This is a genomic window from Calyptranema fuscum S582, from assembly GCF_055793305.1.
Genome location: NZ_JBSLYH010000058.1, coordinates 24,793 through 40,667 on the forward strand (window position 1 = coordinate 24,793; position 15,875 = coordinate 40,667).

The 15,875-nt window shown below is 50.6% G+C and carries 21 protein-coding genes and 1 pseudogene; 17 read left to right on the plus strand and 5 right to left on the minus strand.

The genetic code is table 11. The annotated features are described in order from the left end of the window. Nucleotides 1-21: 21 nt before the first annotated feature. The 15 genes from ACR6Z4_RS27520 (at nucleotide 22) to ACR6Z4_RS27590 (ending at nucleotide 12,546) form a co-directional block, all read left to right on the plus strand. Nucleotides 22-390 carry a four helix bundle protein gene (locus ACR6Z4_RS27520; protein ID WP_479720541.1) on the plus strand — a complete coding sequence of 123 codons (369 nt, stop codon included), beginning with the start codon at nucleotides 22-24 and terminating at the stop codon, nucleotides 388-390. Between the two features lie 42 nt (nucleotides 391-432). Then, nucleotides 433-1,080, plus strand: a complete 648-nt coding sequence (locus tag ACR6Z4_RS27525) for a response regulator (RefSeq protein WP_479720542.1) — start codon at nucleotides 433-435, stop codon at nucleotides 1,078-1,080. Nucleotides 1,081-1,283: 203 nt separating this feature from the next. Next, nucleotides 1,284-1,841, plus strand: a complete 558-nt coding sequence (locus ACR6Z4_RS27530; RefSeq protein ID WP_479720543.1) for a DsbA family protein — start codon at nucleotides 1,284-1,286, stop codon at nucleotides 1,839-1,841. A gap of 113 nt (nucleotides 1,842-1,954) precedes the next feature. Next, nucleotides 1,955-2,422, plus strand: a complete 468-nt coding sequence (locus ACR6Z4_RS27535; protein ID WP_479720544.1) for a VOC family protein — start codon at nucleotides 1,955-1,957, stop codon at nucleotides 2,420-2,422. Nucleotides 2,423-2,467: 45 nt separating this feature from the next. After that, nucleotides 2,468-3,334 carry an oxidoreductase gene (locus ACR6Z4_RS27540; protein WP_479720545.1) on the plus strand — a complete coding sequence of 289 codons (867 nt, stop codon included), beginning with the start codon at nucleotides 2,468-2,470 and terminating at the stop codon, nucleotides 3,332-3,334. Between the two features lie 40 nt (nucleotides 3,335-3,374). Continuing rightward, on the plus strand, nucleotides 3,375-4,148 hold the full coding sequence (locus ACR6Z4_RS27545; protein WP_479720546.1) for an SDR family NAD(P)-dependent oxidoreductase: 774 nt from the start codon (nucleotides 3,375-3,377) through the stop codon (nucleotides 4,146-4,148). A gap of 38 nt (nucleotides 4,149-4,186) precedes the next feature. Next, nucleotides 4,187-4,897, plus strand: coding sequence for an SDR family NAD(P)-dependent oxidoreductase (locus tag ACR6Z4_RS27550; RefSeq protein ID WP_479720547.1), 711 nt, complete (start codon nucleotides 4,187-4,189; stop codon nucleotides 4,895-4,897). A gap of 173 nt (nucleotides 4,898-5,070) precedes the next feature. Continuing rightward, nucleotides 5,071-5,397: an NIPSNAP family protein gene (locus ACR6Z4_RS27555; RefSeq protein WP_479720562.1), complete on the plus strand. Its 327-nt coding sequence runs from the start codon at nucleotides 5,071-5,073 to the stop codon at nucleotides 5,395-5,397. A 58-nt stretch (nucleotides 5,398-5,455) separates the two neighbouring features. Further along, nucleotides 5,456-7,153, plus strand: a complete 1,698-nt coding sequence (locus ACR6Z4_RS27560; protein WP_479720548.1) for a GMC family oxidoreductase — start codon at nucleotides 5,456-5,458, stop codon at nucleotides 7,151-7,153. A 142-nt stretch (nucleotides 7,154-7,295) separates the two neighbouring features. After that, a complete protein-coding gene (locus ACR6Z4_RS27565; RefSeq protein WP_479720549.1) occupies nucleotides 7,296-7,544 on the plus strand; it encodes a bleomycin resistance protein in 249 nt (82 codons plus the stop codon). A gap of 36 nt (nucleotides 7,545-7,580) precedes the next feature. After that, nucleotides 7,581-8,921 carry an epoxide hydrolase family protein gene (locus ACR6Z4_RS27570; RefSeq protein ID WP_479720550.1) on the plus strand — a complete coding sequence of 447 codons (1,341 nt, stop codon included), beginning with the start codon at nucleotides 7,581-7,583 and terminating at the stop codon, nucleotides 8,919-8,921. A gap of 176 nt (nucleotides 8,922-9,097) precedes the next feature. Further along, nucleotides 9,098-9,238 (plus strand): hypothetical protein, encoded by a 141-nt coding sequence (locus ACR6Z4_RS27575; RefSeq protein WP_479720551.1) that lies wholly within the window; start codon nucleotides 9,098-9,100, stop codon nucleotides 9,236-9,238. A gap of 49 nt (nucleotides 9,239-9,287) precedes the next feature. Then, entirely contained in the window at nucleotides 9,288-10,340 is a 1,053-nt protein-coding gene (locus ACR6Z4_RS27580) for an alpha/beta fold hydrolase (RefSeq protein WP_479720552.1), read from the plus strand. A gap of 208 nt (nucleotides 10,341-10,548) precedes the next feature. Continuing rightward, nucleotides 10,549-10,992 carry a cupin domain-containing protein gene (locus tag ACR6Z4_RS27585; RefSeq protein ID WP_479720553.1) on the plus strand — a complete coding sequence of 148 codons (444 nt, stop codon included), beginning with the start codon at nucleotides 10,549-10,551 and terminating at the stop codon, nucleotides 10,990-10,992. Between the two features lie 177 nt (nucleotides 10,993-11,169). Beyond that, nucleotides 11,170-12,546 carry a dihydrolipoyl dehydrogenase family protein gene (locus ACR6Z4_RS27590; protein ID WP_479720554.1) on the plus strand — a complete coding sequence of 459 codons (1,377 nt, stop codon included), beginning with the start codon at nucleotides 11,170-11,172 and terminating at the stop codon, nucleotides 12,544-12,546. A gap of 99 nt (nucleotides 12,547-12,645) precedes the next feature. On the opposite strand, the pseudogene ACR6Z4_RS27595 reads toward ACR6Z4_RS27590, so the two are convergent. The 4 genes and pseudogenes from ACR6Z4_RS27595 to ACR6Z4_RS27610 form a co-directional block, all read right to left on the minus strand. Further along, nucleotides 12,646-12,891, minus strand: a pseudogene (locus ACR6Z4_RS27595) (protein phosphatase); the annotation flags it as partial. A 30-nt stretch (nucleotides 12,892-12,921) separates the two neighbouring features. Then, nucleotides 12,922-13,428 carry an ATP-dependent metallopeptidase FtsH/Yme1/Tma family protein gene (locus tag ACR6Z4_RS27600; protein ID WP_479720555.1) on the minus strand — a complete coding sequence of 169 codons (507 nt, stop codon included), beginning with the start codon at nucleotides 13,426-13,428 and terminating at the stop codon, nucleotides 12,922-12,924. A gap of 45 nt (nucleotides 13,429-13,473) precedes the next feature. Beyond that, nucleotides 13,474-13,968: a cupin domain-containing protein gene (locus ACR6Z4_RS27605; RefSeq protein ID WP_479720556.1), complete on the minus strand. Its 495-nt coding sequence runs from the start codon at nucleotides 13,966-13,968 to the stop codon at nucleotides 13,474-13,476. Between the two features lie 9 nt (nucleotides 13,969-13,977). Beyond that, nucleotides 13,978-14,136, minus strand: a complete 159-nt coding sequence (locus tag ACR6Z4_RS27610; RefSeq protein WP_479720557.1) for a hypothetical protein — start codon at nucleotides 14,134-14,136, stop codon at nucleotides 13,978-13,980. 184 nt (nucleotides 14,137-14,320) lie between these two features. Here ACR6Z4_RS27610 and ACR6Z4_RS27615 point away from each other — a divergent pair, with 184 nt between their 5' ends. Both ACR6Z4_RS27615 and ACR6Z4_RS27620 read left to right on the plus strand, forming a co-directional pair. Then, a complete protein-coding gene (locus tag ACR6Z4_RS27615) occupies nucleotides 14,321-15,004 on the plus strand; it encodes a methyltransferase family protein (RefSeq protein WP_479720558.1) in 684 nt (227 codons plus the stop codon). Nucleotides 15,005-15,082: 78 nt separating this feature from the next. Next, a complete protein-coding gene (locus ACR6Z4_RS27620) occupies nucleotides 15,083-15,481 on the plus strand; it encodes a GFA family protein (RefSeq protein ID WP_479720559.1) in 399 nt (132 codons plus the stop codon). A gap of 13 nt (nucleotides 15,482-15,494) precedes the next feature. Here ACR6Z4_RS27620 and ACR6Z4_RS27625 read toward each other — a convergent pair. Continuing rightward, the coding region (locus ACR6Z4_RS27625) for a GNAT family N-acetyltransferase (protein WP_479720560.1) at nucleotides 15,495-15,875 on the minus strand (381 nt) is incomplete at its 5' end.

Sequence of the window (15,875 nt, forward strand, 5' to 3'; positions counted from 1 at the left end):
GGGGTGTGGGGGATGTGAGTTATGGGTAAACTGGAGAGTTATCGTGATTTGGAGGTTTGGAAGGTATCGATGCGATTGGCAAAGGAGGTTTATCAGGGAACAGAAGTCATGCCTAAGCAGGAAATTTATGGGTTAACTTCGCAGATTCGTAGAGCTAGTGTTTCTGTTCCTGCCAATATTGCTGAGGGCTATGGACGGAATCATCGTAAGGAGTATCTTCACTTCCTCAGTATTGCCAATGGAAGCCTCAAAGAACCAGAAACGTTGCTTCTCCTTGCCGATAGTTTGAACTACATTGATGACATTACTGAATTAATGAATTTGTGTGAAAGTGCAGGACGCCTACTCACCCGTCTCCGTCAGAGCCTCCAAAGGGGGATAGACAATTGACTTCTCCACACCCCACACCCCACACCCTACCCCCCATCCCCCATGTCCCACACCCCACACCCCACACCCCACACCCCAATCCGGGTTCTGATTGTCGATGACCATTCCCTCGTTACAGAAGGATTGGCGAACATTGTTAACTATGACCCAGAAATGACAGTGGTTGCTCAGGCAGAGAACGGGCAACAGGCGATCGACTGTTATCGTGAGCATCAGCCTGATATCACCCTAATGGATTTGCGAATGCCAGGAATGGGAGGGGTTGAAGCCATTACTGCGATTTGTGCTGAATTTAAATCAGCCCGAATTATTGTGTTGACCACCTACGATGGCGATGAGGATATTTATCGAGGGTTGCAGGCAGGCGCACAGGGCTATTTGCTTAAAGATGCAAAACCCAATGAACTTTTGAATGCGATCCGGATGGTTCATGGTGGTCAGCAGTATGTTTCTCCAGTTGTAGGGCGGAAACTGGTCGAGCGGATGAATAACCCAGTCCTGAGTGAACGAGAGCTAGATGTGTTCCGTTTAATGGCGCAGGGATTGAGTAATCAAGACATTGGAACGACCTTAAATATTGGCGAAAGCACTGTTAAATCGCATGTAACCCATATTTTGAATAAGTTGGGAGTCGGCGATCGCATGCAAGCCGTCATTGTGGGTGTCAAACGCGGGATTGTTAGTTTATAAATTATGTTTTAGTGGAGATTTAGGCTCCGACTAAAGTTGGAGTCCAACTTCCACTTATGATGGATTGCTTCATCCATCCCCAGATCACACGAATTGTAGACTCTTAGTGGGCGACAGATAGAAACCAATTTCCTATAGTGAATTCATGCAAACGCTAACAGCAACTTAGTTGCAGGTTTAAGTTTGCCTGGCAGGTTTGAAAGATGGCTGACGATCGTGCACATAATTCCTTGTTTGTTCCACCTTCAATCCAGGATCACATTCAAGGTGTGCTAAGTGCCAGTATTGTACTCGTCATGTATGGAGATTATGAATGCTTTCAAAGCGCAAACGCCTATCGATTGATTAAAGCGGCTCAACAAGAGTCAATGCCTTCTTTGGGCGAGAATAATATGTGTTTTATCTTTCGCCATTTTCCCCAGATAGAAATTCATCCTCATGCTCAACGAGCAGCGGAAGCAGCGGAAGCAGCCGCAATGCAAGGTCAGTTTTGGCAAATGCATGAGATGCTCTTTATCCATCAACAAGCATTAGAGAACGGATATCTGGTGGAATATGCAAATCGTTTGGGACTTGATCTTTCCCAATTTTTGCAAGATTTATCTAGAAGAGTGCATGTCGATCTCATCGTTGCAGACATTCAAAGTGGACAGCAAAGTGGAGTAGAAGCGGCACCAGCTTTATTTATTAAGGGGATTCGTTATCGCGATCGCTGGACTGTTGAGCAATTAATAGCAGCCATTACGGCGGCAAGTCATTAGGGACACAGGGTCTGAATTGAGCGATTACCCCGCAGGGGGAACTGCTTCGCATCGCCGAAGGATAAAAAGCAACCAATCTGAACATCAAATTCATCAACCTAAAGGAGATCAAGATGAGTAGCAATCCTGTAAACGGTCAAACCATGAAACTCGAAGTGGTAGTATTGCCTGTTTCCGATGTCGATCGCTCCAAGGATTTTTATAAAACCTTGGGATGGCGGCTGGATGCCGATTTTGTTACTGGTGAAGACTTTCGGGTGATACAGTTAACGCCTCCCGGTTCAGAGTGTTCAATCATCTTCGGGAAAGGAGTGACATCAGCCGCACCGGGTTCAGTTCAGGGTCTACATCTCATCGTTTACGACATCGAAGCAGCCCGCGCCGAACTCGTCGATCAGGGGATCGAGGTGAGTGAGGTGTTCCACGACGCGGGCGGCATCTTCCACCGTGCCGGAACTGAGGGACGAGTAACGGGTTCCGATCCAGAGCGTCGCGACTATGCCTCCTTTGCCTCATTCAGTGATCCAGATGGCAACGGTTGGGTACTCCAGGAAGTGAAGACACGCGCACCCGGACGGTAATCGGACATCCACACACCCAGCAACACCTAAAAACTAATTCATCCAATGAAAACGCAAAAAGTATGGTTCATTACTGGAGCCTCCAGAGGGTTCGGACTGGAAATTGCCAGAGCAGCCCTGGCATCCGGCGATCAGGTCGTGGCGACGGTCCGCAGTAAACCTGAACAACTCGCGACTGCTCTACACAACCACCCAGATCTCTACGTGGTGCAGATGGATATCACTCAAGAAGACCATGTACAAGCGGCTGTCAAGCAAGGGGTTGCCCGGTTTGAGCGGATCGATGTCCTAGTCAATAATGCTGGGTTTGGTATGGTTACGGCGATCGAAGAAGCTTCGGATACCGAAGTCCGCAACTTGTATGAGACTAACGTGTTTGGCTTACTCAATGTGACTCGTGCCGTATTGCCGTATTTGCGCCAACAAACATCCGGGCACATCATCAATATCTCGTCTTTGTTCAGTTACGATGCGGTGCCGGGCTGGGGACTGTATGGATCTAGTAAATTTGCGATCGAAGGTCTCTCGAAAGGGCTAGCGGTTGAACTTGCACCGATTGGCATCCATGTCACGGCAGTGGCTCCTGGTCTGTTTACGACCGATTTTCTGAGCGCTGAATCCTATGTTGCCGCTAAAACGATTATCGACGATTACCAGGAAACGGTAGAACCGATGCGGAGCGGAGCCGATGCGCTACACGGGCACCAACCCGGTGATCCGAAAAAGTTTGCTCAGGTGATGATTCAACTTGCTAACGCAGAACATCCGCCGCTACATTTGCCCGTCGGCAATGACGCGATCGCCATGTACCAGAACAATGCTACGAAAATGGCACAGGACATTGAAGCATGGCTGCCAGTCTCCACAAGTACCGATCATGATCAGCGCGTAACGGCTGCGAGCATCGCCTGATATGCAAGATTCGCACATTCGATTTCCAACGGAGAGTGTTATGAAACTGGAAGGTAAGAAGGCACTGATTACTGGAGGAAACAGCGGCATTGGCTTTGCCACCGCTCAACTCTTCATCCACGAAGGGGCTGAAGTGGCAATCACGGGTCGAGATCAGAAGACGCTTGATGCGGCTGTTGAAAAACTGGGTCCGAAAGCCGTTGCCTATCGTGCAGATGTGACAGACTCCAATGCCCGTGCTGACCTTTTCAGCAAAATTGGTCAACGGTTTGGCAACCTGGATATCGTCTTCGCTAACGCTGGTATTGCTGGAGCCACACCGATGGGAAGCGCTGATGAAACGGTGTTTGAAAACATTATTCGCATCAATCTCACCAGCGTTTTCTTTACAGTCCAAGCCGCCTTACCGTTGCTCAACGATGGTGCCTCCATTATCTTGAACAGTTCCGTGATCGGTTCACTAGGACATCCCGGAAGTGCAGCCTATGCAGCAAGTAAAGCGGGTATTCGCGGTATGGCACGATCGATCGCATCTGAGCTTTCTCCGCGCAACATTCGGGTCAATATCGTTGCACCGGGAGCGACAAGAACCCCTATCTGGAGCCGTGGATCTACGTCGTCTGAGAAGACTGACGAGCGCTCAGCACAATGGGCTACAGCGACTCCACTGGGTCGTTTAGGAGAACCAGACGACGTTGCCAAAGCTGTCCTTTTTCTTGCCTCAGACGATTCGTCCTACATCCAGTCAGTTGAACTTTTTGTGGATGGTGGCATTGTGGGTTCTCCAACTGGTGCGACATTCCGCAGCGCATAAATTTTTTCCACCAACCCTTCAAAAACATAGAGGTTTATATGGGCATTGAACAGAAAGTTGCTGTGATTACTGGTGCGTCGCAAGGCATCGGTGCAGCTCTCGTTAAGGCATACCGCGATCGCAACTATCGTGTAGTCGCAATCTCACGCTCAATTCAACCGTCGGACGATGATGGAATCGTGGCGGTGTCCGGTGACATTGCCGATCGCAAAACTGCCGAGCGTGCGATCGTTGAAGGCATAACCCGATTTGGGCGCATTGATACGCTGATCAACAACGCCGGGATCTTCATCGCCAAACCGTTCACTGAGTACACCGAAGCTGACTATGCAGCGACCCTGGGCACCAACGTCACGGGCTTCTTTCACATTACACAACTCGCCATTGCTGAGATGGAGAAGCAGGGCGGTGGTCATATCGCGCAGATCTCAACCAGTCTGGTTGACCACGCGATCGCGGGCGTACCGTCGGTGCTTGCATCCCTAACAAAAGGTGGGCTGAATGGTGCAACTAAATCACTGGCGATCGAGTATGCCAGGCGCGGTATTCGGGTGAACGCGGTGGCGCTGGGAATCATCGACTCGCCAATGCATCCGATCGAAACCCATGCCCAACTCGATGCCCTACACCCAGTCGGTCACATAGGCAAAATTTCCGATGTCGTTGATGCAATCCTCTACCTCGAATCAGCCAACTTCGTGACGGGCGAAATCCTTCACGTCGATGGTGGTCAGAGCGCGGGTCATTAATTGGGGTGTGGAGTGTGGGGTATGGGGTGTGGTTAATGCAATTGGAAACGGTTGTAACTCTGACACTTCCAAACAAAATTGTGCGATCGCCCAACCTTACTGATAGCGACTTTCACCCCACACCCCACACCCTACACCCCACACCCACCCGCAATTCTACAAGAAACACAGACATGATCTACGAATTACGCATTTATCACGCTGTACCCGGACGACTGCCAGCGCTGATTTCCCGCTTTCAAAACCACACGATACAGATTTGGGAAAAGCATGGCATTCGCCAGGCTGGGTTCTGGACAACGCTGATCGGCGAAAGCAACCAGCAACTCACCTATATGCTTGCCTGGGACAGCATGGCTGAACGCGAGAAGCGTTGGGGTGCATTCCTTGTTGACCCTGAATGGCTCGCGGTTACCAAGGAGAGTGAGAAGGAGGGGCCACTTGTGCAGAACATCAGCAACGAGTTGTTGACACCAACCGCCTTTTCTTCAGTGAGGTAAGCGATGAGGGGAACGATGGGTTCTCAGTTCATTCGATTTTGAAAGTGAGGTAGGCAGAATGAAAGAAAATGTTGAGGATGAGTCCTTTGAAGATGAACGTAAGAACGATCAACGTGAAACGGATAGCCCCGATGTTTTCGCCGAACGTGTTCGCAGCAACCAGCGCAGGCTCACCGCTGAGCTAAGGCACCAGTACGATTTTATTGTTTGCGGATCGGGATCGTCTGGTTCGGTAGTTGCCCGCAGACTAGCCGAGAATCCAGATGTCAGCGTTCTGCTGCTGGAAGCGGGAGGCACAGATGATGTACCCAGCATCATCGCTGCGAATCAATGGCCGATGAACCTGGGCACCGATCGCGACTGGAGTTTTCAAGGGCAGCCGAATCCCCATGTGAACGGGCGATCGCTGCCGTTTTCGATGGGTAGGGTACTCGGCGGTGGATCAAGTATCAACGTCATGGTTTGGGCACGCGGACACAAACACGATTGGGATCTCTTTGCGGCTGAAGCCAACGATCCTGCCTGGAGCTATGAATCCGTCTTGAAGCTATATCGCCGTCTGGAAGATTGGCATGGCGCACCAGACCCAATGTATCGCGGTACGGGAGGCCCTGTTTTTGTGCAGCCTGCACCAGACCCCAACCCGCTTGCCCCCGCAACGGTTGAAGCCGCGCAATCGATCGGGATTCCGACGTTTGAAAATCCCAATGGTCGCATGATGGAAGCGGCAAAGGGGGCGGCGATCAGCGACGTGCGAGTCCGCAATGCCAAGCGCGAATCGATCTTCCGCTCCTACGTCTTCCCGTATATGGATCGACCCAATCTGACAGTTCTCAGTCAGGCATTGGTGACGCGGCTGACCTTCCAGGGCAAGCGAGTCACGGGTGTGGAGATCGCTTATCGGGACGCGATCTATCAGATTGGTGCAGCAGTTGAAGTTGTGCTGTCGCTGGGTGCCATCCATACACCGAAGGTGCTGATGCAATCCGGCATTGGCGATGAAGCCGAGTTGCGGCGGTGGGGCATTCCGGTCGTGCAGCACCTTCCCGGTGTGGGGCAAAATTTTCAAGACCATGTTGCTTTTGATTGTGTCTGGGAATATCAAGACGCGATCGCCCCGCGCAATAATCTATCAGAGGCGATCTTTTTCTCGACCAGCCAGTCCAGTCTGGACAGCCCAGACCTGTTTGTCTGTCAGGCGGAGGTGCCCAAATCCAGTGCCGAGAATGCCGCCCGCTTTGGACTACCCACCGCAGGCTGGACGCTATTTGGAGCCGTTGCCCAGCCCAAAAGCCGAGGTTGCTTGCGCTTGACGGGAGCCAATCCGTCTGCCCCAATTCTGATTGATGCCAACACGCTGTCTGACCCGGATGACCTCAAAGCCGCGATCGCTTGTGTAGAACTTTGCCGCGACGTTGGCAACTCGGCTCCACTGCGTCCGTTCGTCAAGCGCGAAGTGATGCCCGGTAATTTGAAAGGAGCCGAACTCGAACGCTTTATCCGGGATGCGGCGACGAGTTTCTGGCACGAAACCTGCACTGCAAAAATGGGGCGAGATTCTATGTCGGTGGTGGATAGCAACTTGAGAGTGTATGGCATCGACAATCTCCGGATTGCAGATGGATCGATTCTGCCACGAATCACGACTGGGAACACGATGGCTCCCTGCGTGATCATCGGGGAGCGAGCAGCAGAAATTCTACAGCTCGAACATCAACTGCAAACTACTGTAGGAACAAAATCATTTGCTCAATAAAATCACTGTACTTTTCATCAACGAATGCACATTTAAGTTGCGGGTTGACTCAAAGAAATTCAGTAGTATGCATGGGGCGATTGCAGAAACATGAGACGTAACCTATCTAAACATCAAACTGACTAACCAGAAGGAAAACAAAATGAGCAGCGATCTGCGGCTTCCCGATTGCCTGTGGAATTCTCCAGAAGCAGACGTTGCAACCCTGGCAACCCTTCTGCGCGAGACGGCAGAACACCATGACCACTATGAGAAAACGCACGCCCAGCATCACTGGTGGGACTGGTATGCGCCCTACCTGTATGCACGTCAGAAGGGCTGCACTCCTGAGGATGCTGCCATAGCCGCCGATCGCTATATGGAAGAAATTCTTCGCTTAAACGACCAGTAAACAGGATTAGGAATTCAACCAATTGGAAAAAGATCAATGTCTGAAAAAATCAACCGTCAGCGTCGCCACTTTTTGGGCATTGCGGCTATGACCATTGCGGCTACACAGCTAGGTCGATTCGGTGCTGCTAACGCCCAATCGAGCCAAACAAACCCCAAGGAGATCACCATGACTCAATCCGGAGTTGCGCAACCCACCGACACAAATACAATTCGCCCCTTCCACATCAACATTCCGCAAGCGCCACTTGACGACCTCCGTCGCCGCATTGCAGCAACGCAATGGCCCGAAAAGGAGACGGTCACCGATCAGTCACAGGGTGTGCAGCTCGCGACGATGCAAAAACTCGCACGCTATTGGGCGACCGATTACGACTGGCGCAAGATTGAGGCAAAACTGAAGGATCTACCGCAATTCATCACCACGATCGATGGACTAGACATTCATTTCATTCACGTTCGATCGAAACACGAAAATGCGTTGCCGCTCATCGTCACGCATGGGTGGCCCGGTTCAATCATCGAGCAGCTGAAGATTATTGAGCCCCTGACCAATCCCACGGCTCATGGCGGTAGTGCAGTGGACGCTTTTGACCTCGTAATTCCCTCGCTTCCGGGCTATGGCTTTTCAGGCAAGCCGACCACGATTGGCTGGGAACCCGCCCGTATCGCACGCGCTTGGGTGGTGCTGATGCAGCGCCTTGGATACTCGCGCTTTGCGGCGCAAGGGGGTGACTGGGGGAATGCCGTCACCGAGCAAATGGCCCTGCTGACACCTCCAGGGCTGCTCGGCATTCATACCAACATGCCTGCCACTGTTCCAGCCGATGTTGCAAAAGCACTCAAGTTCGGTGACCCACCGCCATCTGGACTCTCTGCCGAGGAAAAGAACGCATGGGATCAGCTCGACTTTTTCTATAAGCACGGGCTTGGCTACGCTCAGGAGATGGCGAACCGCCCGCAAACGCTGTACAGCATTGCAGATTCACCAGTCGGACTGGCGGCATGGATGCTCGACCACGACGCACGCAGCCACGCGCTCATCGCACGTGTTTTTGACGGAGAGCTTGAGGGACTTACGCGAGATGACATCCTCGACAACATCACGCTTTACTGGTTGACGAATACGGCTGTCTCTTCGGCTCGTCTGTATTGGGAAAATAAGTTTGCCTTTTTCGACCCTAAGCATGTCGCTATCCCGGTTGCCGTGAGTGTCTTTCCTGATGAGATCTATGCAGCCCCACGAAGCTGGACAGAGAAGGCGTATGCCAAACTTATTTACTATAACCGAGTCGAAAAAGGCGGCCACTTCGCAGCGTGGGAGCAGCCAACAATTTTTACGCAGGAACTCAGGACGGCATTCCGATCGCTACGCTGAAGCCCGTACAAAATCTGTTGTGTTCGTCGCTGGTACTTCTAAAACTTCGATCGCCGCCCAATCCATCTGAACGCAATTGTAGCAATGCTCAATCATCGTGATGTACTGCTTTCGGCATGGACTGATACGCTGCGGGAGTTTGGGTGCCAGCGCACCTCGTCAACCATCTGGCAGTGATGGCTGAACTTCACGCTCAGAGACGATATGACCGCATGACGGATGACCTGTTCCGGCTGACGGGCAAGACTCCGACGAACCTGTACGACTTTGTGAAATTGCATACTGCTGAACTCACACCCAGTAAAGTCACGGCTTGAGGGCAGTTCGCTTCAGCAAGTTGAGTTGAATTCAATCGGAAAACGATCAATGTCTGAAAAAATCAACCGTCAGCGCCGCCACTTTTTGGGCATTGCGGCTATGACCATTGCGGTTACAAAGTTAGGTCGATTCGGTTCTGCGATCGCCCAATCGAGCAAACCAAAACCCGCTGTTCTGGACATCACGAAGTCGGGGACCAACACGTCGTTCGACTCACTCAAGCAGGTCAATGCTGGTGTCCTGAATGTCGGCTACGCTGAAATGGGTTCCGCGAACGATCGTCCAGTCATCCTTCTGCATGGATGGCCCTACGACATCCATAGCTATAGCGATGTCGCCCCATTGTTAGCAGCAGCGGGATACCGGGTGATCATCCCATATCTGCGCGGCTATGGTACGACGCACTTTCTTACCAGCGAGACATTCCGCAATGGGCAGCAGTCGGCGATCGCAGCCGACATCATCGCGCTAATGGATACCCTAGGGATCGAGCAGGCAATCCTTGGTGGGTTTGACTGGGGCGCACGCACCGCCAACATTATCGCGGCGCTCTGGCCCGAACGCTGCAAAGCGCTCGTCTCCGTAAGTGGTTATTTGATCGGCAGCCCTGAAGCCAACCAAACACCCCTGCCGCCGCAAGCCGAACTCCAATGGTGGTATCAATTTTATTTCGCGACGGAACGCGGCAAGCTCGGCTATGAACAAAATCGGCACGATTTCAACAAGCTGATCTGGCAGATTGCGTCACCGCAATGGCACTTCGATGACGCGACGTTCGATCGCAGCGCCACGTCCTTCAACAATCCGGATCATGTTAGCATCGTCATTCATAACTACCGCTGGCGGCTGGGTCTAGCCGAAGGCGAGTCGAAGTATGACGACTTGGAGAAGCGGCTGGCCACATTCCCCCCGATCGCTGTACCTACCATCACGCTAGAGGGTGATGCCAACGGTGCGCCGCACCCAGCCCCCAATTCCTACACCCAGCAATTTTCGGGCAAATATTTGCACCGCACTATCAAAGGTGGCATCGGGCATAACCTACCTCAAGAATCGCCACGAGAGTTCGCCAAAGCTGTCATTGATGTTGACAGTTACTGAGCGGGTTGAGCCTAAGTTGTGGAGCGGACACTTCGCAGCATGGGAACAGCCGCATCTCTTCAGTAAAAAGATGCGCGCTGCGTTCAAGTCACTGCCTTAGGTAGAGAGAATTGCACGTCTGGATCAAGGTATTCCTAACTCTGAGTTGGAAATTTTGAAAGTGGCGATCGGTGGCAGACATTTTCCATCCATTAATCGGAGCAATCCCATGACTCAATCTTTCTGGTTTTTTGGTTCTCGTCTCAATATCATTGCCGATCACACCACAACTAGCGGTCAGTATGATCTGATCGAAGGCTACTTCCCATCGGGTACACAAACACCTCTGCATCGCCACAGGCGCTATTCGGAACAACTCTATGTACTAGAAGGAGAGTTCACGATCTGGGCAGATGAAAACAAGTTTGTACTCAGTGCAGGTGAAAGCTTTTTGATCTCTCCTTGCACCCCACACGCGATCGGCGTATTCAGCGATCGACCTGCTCGTGGATTGATTGTTGCTGCACCCAGTAGCTTCGCTCGGCTAATTGCAGAAGTCGGCACACGGGATGAAATAGCAGCACCAGATATGGCACTATTTGAACGCATTTCTGCCGAGATCGGTGACGAAATTTTGGGTCTACCCGGAGCCTTGCCTTTGCCGAAGCTGTGAGAACATAGCGATGCTTGCAGCCTCAAACCAAAACACTAAGCCCTTGCTTCTAACTTAGGCTAGGGTACCCTTCTGCCAGAACGCACCGCCTATCATGATTGGCGAGAAGGCCCCTGATTTAATCAAAGCCAGTCGGACTTGACCAACTGTCATCACCTACTATCAACAGAGGTAACCATGGAAACACCAGATGTGATCGTGATTGGCAGCGGTCAGGGTGGAGTTCCACTTGCGGCTGACTTTGCCATAGCGGGTAAGAATGTCGTTCTATTTGAGCGCGATGCGTTAGGCGGCAGTTGCATTAACTATGGCTGTACGCCGTCTAAAGCTTTTTTAGCCGCTGCCCATGCCGCAGGTCGCGCTCGACAAGCCGTAAAGCTTGGCATCCACACGCAGGTCAAGGTCGATTTTTCTGCGGTGATGGAGCGGGTGTGTGGTATTCGCAGTCAGTTTAACCAGGGCACCCAACGACGCCTAGAGAGTGCAGGGGTGCGAGTCATCTGTGCTGAAGCTGCGTTCACCGGAGAACGGACAGTCAGCGGTGGTGGCGTGACGGTGCAGGCTCCCATCATTGTTATCAACACAGGCACATCCTCCAGTATTCCTGACTTTCCTGGTTTAGCGGGAACGCCGTATCTCACCAATCGAAACTTCTTTGATTTACAGCAACTTCCACCCCGGTTACTCGTAGTTGGCGGAGGCTATATTGCTCTGGAGCTGGGGCAGGGACTCGCACGGTTAGGCAGCCAGACCGAATTGATTGTGCGGGGAGATCGCCTGCTGGCCCAAGAAGAATCTGAGGTTAGTGCGGTGCTGTTGGATGCGTTTAAGCAAGATGGAATTGGACTGCATTTCAACACAACGATTCATCAGGTTACTTATACCAACGGTGTGTTTACTCTAACGCTAAATAATGGCGAAGTACTCCATGGGGAAGCCTTGCTGATTGCGACTGGACGAAAACCTAATACGGTCGCATTAAATGCTGCGGTGACAGGCGTTGAATTAGATGCCCAAGGATTTATTAAAATTGATGATCAGTTTCAAACGACTTGCCCTGGAATTTATGCGATCGGAGACGTTGCCAAACAGCCTGCCTTCACTCATGTTTCCTGGGAGGATTACCGTCGCTTGAAAGCCATTCTGTGTGGCGAACACCGGACCCGGAGCGATCGCGTCTTAGGTTACGCCGTTTATACAGAACCACAAGTAGGCCGAGTGGGAATGACGCTAGAGCAGGCCCAGAAACAGGGCATTGCTGCCCGCGAAGTAACCCTGCCAATGTCTCACATCGCCCGCAGCATTGAGTGGGGACACGATCTAGGCTTCTACTGCATGGTCATCAACATCCAGACAAATTTGATTCTTGGGGCAACATTGGTGGGATACGAGGCATCTGAAATTGTGCATGTCTTTCTGTCACTAATGGAAGCGAAAGCACCGTGGCAGTTGCTGGAACAATCGGTTCACATTCACCCCACTTACGGTGAGGCATTACCCAGTCTCGCAAGGTTACTCATTGGAGATGACATGCCAACGTGCCCCAATATGTAAGAAAGGAGCACTCACGCTGACTGATAATAAAGCATATATTTGCCGCTCCATGTTTAAAGAAAATGCTTGCCGTTATGGCAGGAGTTTTCTTTAAGGCACATTGGCATAGTAAAAGTCTTCGATCGGTGCCCAGCATACCTGGTCTACTCCAAACGTTTGTTGATAAACGTCAAGCAGATTGGTATAGCGAGCGAGTTGAGATTCAGGGAGCAAACAGCAGACCCGCTTGATCTTCTGGCTCTGCATAAACTCAATCCACTCGTTGACTTTCTCGCTGCTGTATGCGGGCCGGGCGGAGCCAAACACAATCCATTCACTCTCTGAAGCAGCGGTGAACTTATACATGATGAGCGCGTCATGTTTTATTGGTGATTCTTAATGTCTTAACTCCCTCAAACGTTGAGGTCTTCTGACCCAGAAGTAGATCAGCGCACCCACGAAGTTGATTAATAGGATGATGATAACCCACACAATCTTGGTATTACCTTCTGCAACTTCCTGAGTTGCACAATCGATCAGCATCCATAGCCAAAATCCTTGCATTAAAAGCACAATGACTCCGGGAATGAGCAATGTACTCAGCATTCCGCTTAACACGCTATCGCTCTCTCTGGCTGGGGCAACAGAAATGTCAATGTTTGCCTGATCTAGCTTTTGTATAAGGGTAGGATCGTTAGGTAAATTAACGTTCACCGTCTCACCTGTTTTCGTTATCACCAGGGCTTGTGTGCGATCGTTCGTAAAAGTAACTTTTTCGACCTGATTTTGCTCAACCGCTTGCATAAACTGGTTATAGGACCAGGTTTCCCTTGCTGAAACTTGTGGAGAGGCGATCGCTAGTAGAAAGCTGAGTAAAGCGATCAAAATCAAATTCTTTTTCAAAATCCTTCTCCCTCTGGTTGGCTCAAATAGCCCCCTATATTCCAATCACTCCTGGACTTTGATAACTGGCGGGTCGGGTTCATCCGCCCAGTAATCCGTGCTTTCAAATTTTCCAACCTTGCCTATCGATCGCGATAGCCACTTGTCCGAGTCGGGGTAGTAACAAACTTCGTAAGGCAAGTTTTCTCCCATCATCAAAATCTCTACAAACTCATCGGTGTGATTGTAAAACTGGTGGGCAATCCGTTCACCACGAGGAAAGGATATGGCATCCCCCTCTTTGACTTCGATGGTGCGATCTTCATATCGCAACATCGCCCTGCCTTTGAGGATCAGGCAAAACTCATCTTCATGCACGTGATAATGAAACGGGCAGGAAAGTGATTTCGGCTTTAACCGCTCCACCACGACTCCCATATGACCTTCCTTGCGATTCATAGAAGGGGTCAAGCGTTTAGACCAGCCTGAGTAATGTTCTGAGTGATGGGACTCTTTCCACTCCAGGTCGTTCATGTTGACGATGTTCGGCATCTCAGACATAGGAAGTTCTCATTCGTTGACAGTTTGTGATTCAGCAACTAGCAAATTTGCATCACGAGCGATCGCCCAGCCACCCTCTGCTTGCTTGTGTAGAATTGTGAGGACATCTCCAGTGCAGCGCATTGGAGAACCGGGCTGTAGAGAGGTGTCATCACGATAGCAATACAAAAGAACTTATGCAATTCACCTTGAAGGGCGATCGCGAAGAAAATTGAAACTTTAACTTTACTCCTTCGAGATGAATAGCGGACACAGTATTGTAAGCAGGAAGCACTATCCTTTCGGCTAGTGCGTTTCTAAAACCAGTACGCCACACTCAGTTTATTAGGGATTAGGAGAAGGAGGAACAACGATGTTTATTCTCAAAGTCCTATATGCTCTTTTAGGGAATCTTGCCATTTTTGGTGGGTTACTATTTCTACCCGCAGGAACCTTGAACTGGTGGCGTGCCTGGATTTTTTTAGGGATAGTTGCAGTAAGTGTAATCGCAACTATGTTCATTGCTTTTCGAGAGAATGAAGAACTCTGGAATGAACGCCTCAAACCGCCCATTCAGCAGGGGCAACCTCTGGTAGACAAAATTATCATCAGCGTGTTTGTGCTCGCCTTCTTTGGTCTAGTTGCCACTATTCCTCTGGATGTGTTCCGATTTCATCTGTTGGGGAAACCCGGTGCGATCATTTCGGGATTGGGCTTGCTGCTGTTTACCACAGGGTGGTGGATGATTGCGTTCTCCTTTAGGGAAAATACTTTCGCGGCTCCGGTAGTAAAACATCAGGCAGAACGGCATCAAACAGTCGTTGATACCGGAGTTTACAGTATTGTCCGCCACCCCATGTATGCAGGTGCTGTGTTGCTAATGATTGGGATGCCTTTATGGCTAGAATCCTATGCCGCAGCTTTGTTTGCGATCGTTCCAATTATCTTGCTGGCAGTGCGAATTGTGTTCGAGGAAAAATTCCTGAAACAAGAATTAAGCGGCTACGATGCTTATATCAAACGTGTGCAATACAAGCTATTGCCCTATATTTGGTGAAAATTCGAGTTAGGAGAGTACCTCTGTTACAAACCAACTCCCTATCTCATCAAAATAGCAACGCATGATGGAGGACATATGAAAGAGGTACAGTATCGTGGGGGGTGCCTTTGTGGAGCAGTTCGCCTGGAAATTGCGGCTGAACCATATCGGGTGGGCATTTGCCATTGTCTAGACTGCCGCAAGCACCACGGGGCAGTATTCAATACTGTTGCGATATTTCCTGCCGATGCAGTCAGTATCACTGGCACGGTGTCTAACTATCGCGATCGCTATTTCTGCCCAGTTTGCGGCTCCTCGGTCTTCGGTCGCTCTGCTGACGAAATCGAAATTCCTGCTGGCATCTTCGATATGCCGAATCAAGTGACACCCACGTATGAACTCTGGATGTGTCGTCGGGAGGATTGGCTACCCCCGTTCAACGTCGCACGTCGGTATGAACACGATCGAGAAGGGACAGCACGCACCGAACCATAATCGAAACTCATGTCTACGACAACGTTTTCTTGAATACGTAGCTCGTCTTGTCATAATTCATTTGCTTTTGATAGAAGCGGTGAGCATCGGCACGTTCTAATCCTGATGACAGTGCTACAACTTTACAGTCCTCACGACGGGCTACTTCTTCCACGAATTCAAGCAACCGACTACCATACCCTTTTGAACGAACACTGCTTGTTGTCACTAAATCGTGAACCCAAACATAGCGTCCATACGAAAAGTTGGTCAAAATTGTGATGCCAGCGAGAGAAACAATGACACTTGAATCGCGGAGTGCGAAGAGGCGATAGCCTTCCTTAACCATGCTGGCAATTAGGCTTAGATACGCTTGTTCATCTAAAGTAGTGCGAAGTTCACGCATAACAGGAAA

What these genes read in the sequence shown, in the direction of transcription:
- ACR6Z4_RS27520 (WP_479720541.1), top strand. Translation starts at nt 22, where the DNA reads ATGGGTAAACTGGAGAGTTATCGTGATTTGGAGGTTTGGAAGGTATCG.
- ACR6Z4_RS27525 (WP_479720542.1), top strand. Translation starts at nt 433, where the DNA reads ATGTCCCACACCCCACACCCCACACCCCACACCCCAATCCGGGTTCTG.
- ACR6Z4_RS27530 (WP_479720543.1), top strand. Translation starts at nt 1,284, where the DNA reads ATGGCTGACGATCGTGCACATAATTCCTTGTTTGTTCCACCTTCAATC.
- ACR6Z4_RS27535 (WP_479720544.1), top strand. Translation starts at nt 1,955, where the DNA reads ATGAGTAGCAATCCTGTAAACGGTCAAACCATGAAACTCGAAGTGGTA.
- ACR6Z4_RS27540 (WP_479720545.1), top strand. Translation starts at nt 2,468, where the DNA reads ATGAAAACGCAAAAAGTATGGTTCATTACTGGAGCCTCCAGAGGGTTC.
- ACR6Z4_RS27545 (WP_479720546.1), top strand. Translation starts at nt 3,375, where the DNA reads ATGAAACTGGAAGGTAAGAAGGCACTGATTACTGGAGGAAACAGCGGC.
- ACR6Z4_RS27550 (WP_479720547.1), top strand. Translation starts at nt 4,187, where the DNA reads ATGGGCATTGAACAGAAAGTTGCTGTGATTACTGGTGCGTCGCAAGGC.
- ACR6Z4_RS27555 (WP_479720562.1), top strand. Translation starts at nt 5,071, where the DNA reads ATGATCTACGAATTACGCATTTATCACGCTGTACCCGGACGACTGCCA.
- ACR6Z4_RS27560 (WP_479720548.1), top strand. Translation starts at nt 5,456, where the DNA reads ATGAAAGAAAATGTTGAGGATGAGTCCTTTGAAGATGAACGTAAGAAC.
- ACR6Z4_RS27565 (WP_479720549.1), top strand. Translation starts at nt 7,296, where the DNA reads ATGAGCAGCGATCTGCGGCTTCCCGATTGCCTGTGGAATTCTCCAGAA.
- ACR6Z4_RS27570 (WP_479720550.1), top strand. Translation starts at nt 7,581, where the DNA reads ATGTCTGAAAAAATCAACCGTCAGCGTCGCCACTTTTTGGGCATTGCG.
- ACR6Z4_RS27575 (WP_479720551.1), top strand. Translation starts at nt 9,098, where the DNA reads ATGGCTGAACTTCACGCTCAGAGACGATATGACCGCATGACGGATGAC.
- ACR6Z4_RS27580 (WP_479720552.1), top strand. Translation starts at nt 9,288, where the DNA reads ATGTCTGAAAAAATCAACCGTCAGCGCCGCCACTTTTTGGGCATTGCG.
- ACR6Z4_RS27585 (WP_479720553.1), top strand. Translation starts at nt 10,549, where the DNA reads ATGACTCAATCTTTCTGGTTTTTTGGTTCTCGTCTCAATATCATTGCC.
- ACR6Z4_RS27590 (WP_479720554.1), top strand. Translation starts at nt 11,170, where the DNA reads ATGGAAACACCAGATGTGATCGTGATTGGCAGCGGTCAGGGTGGAGTT.
- ACR6Z4_RS27605 (WP_479720556.1), bottom strand. Translation starts at nt 13,968, where the DNA reads ATGTCTGAGATGCCGAACATCGTCAACATGAACGACCTGGAGTGGAAA.
- ACR6Z4_RS27615 (WP_479720558.1), top strand. Translation starts at nt 14,321, where the DNA reads ATGTTTATTCTCAAAGTCCTATATGCTCTTTTAGGGAATCTTGCCATT.
- ACR6Z4_RS27620 (WP_479720559.1), top strand. Translation starts at nt 15,083, where the DNA reads ATGAAAGAGGTACAGTATCGTGGGGGGTGCCTTTGTGGAGCAGTTCGC.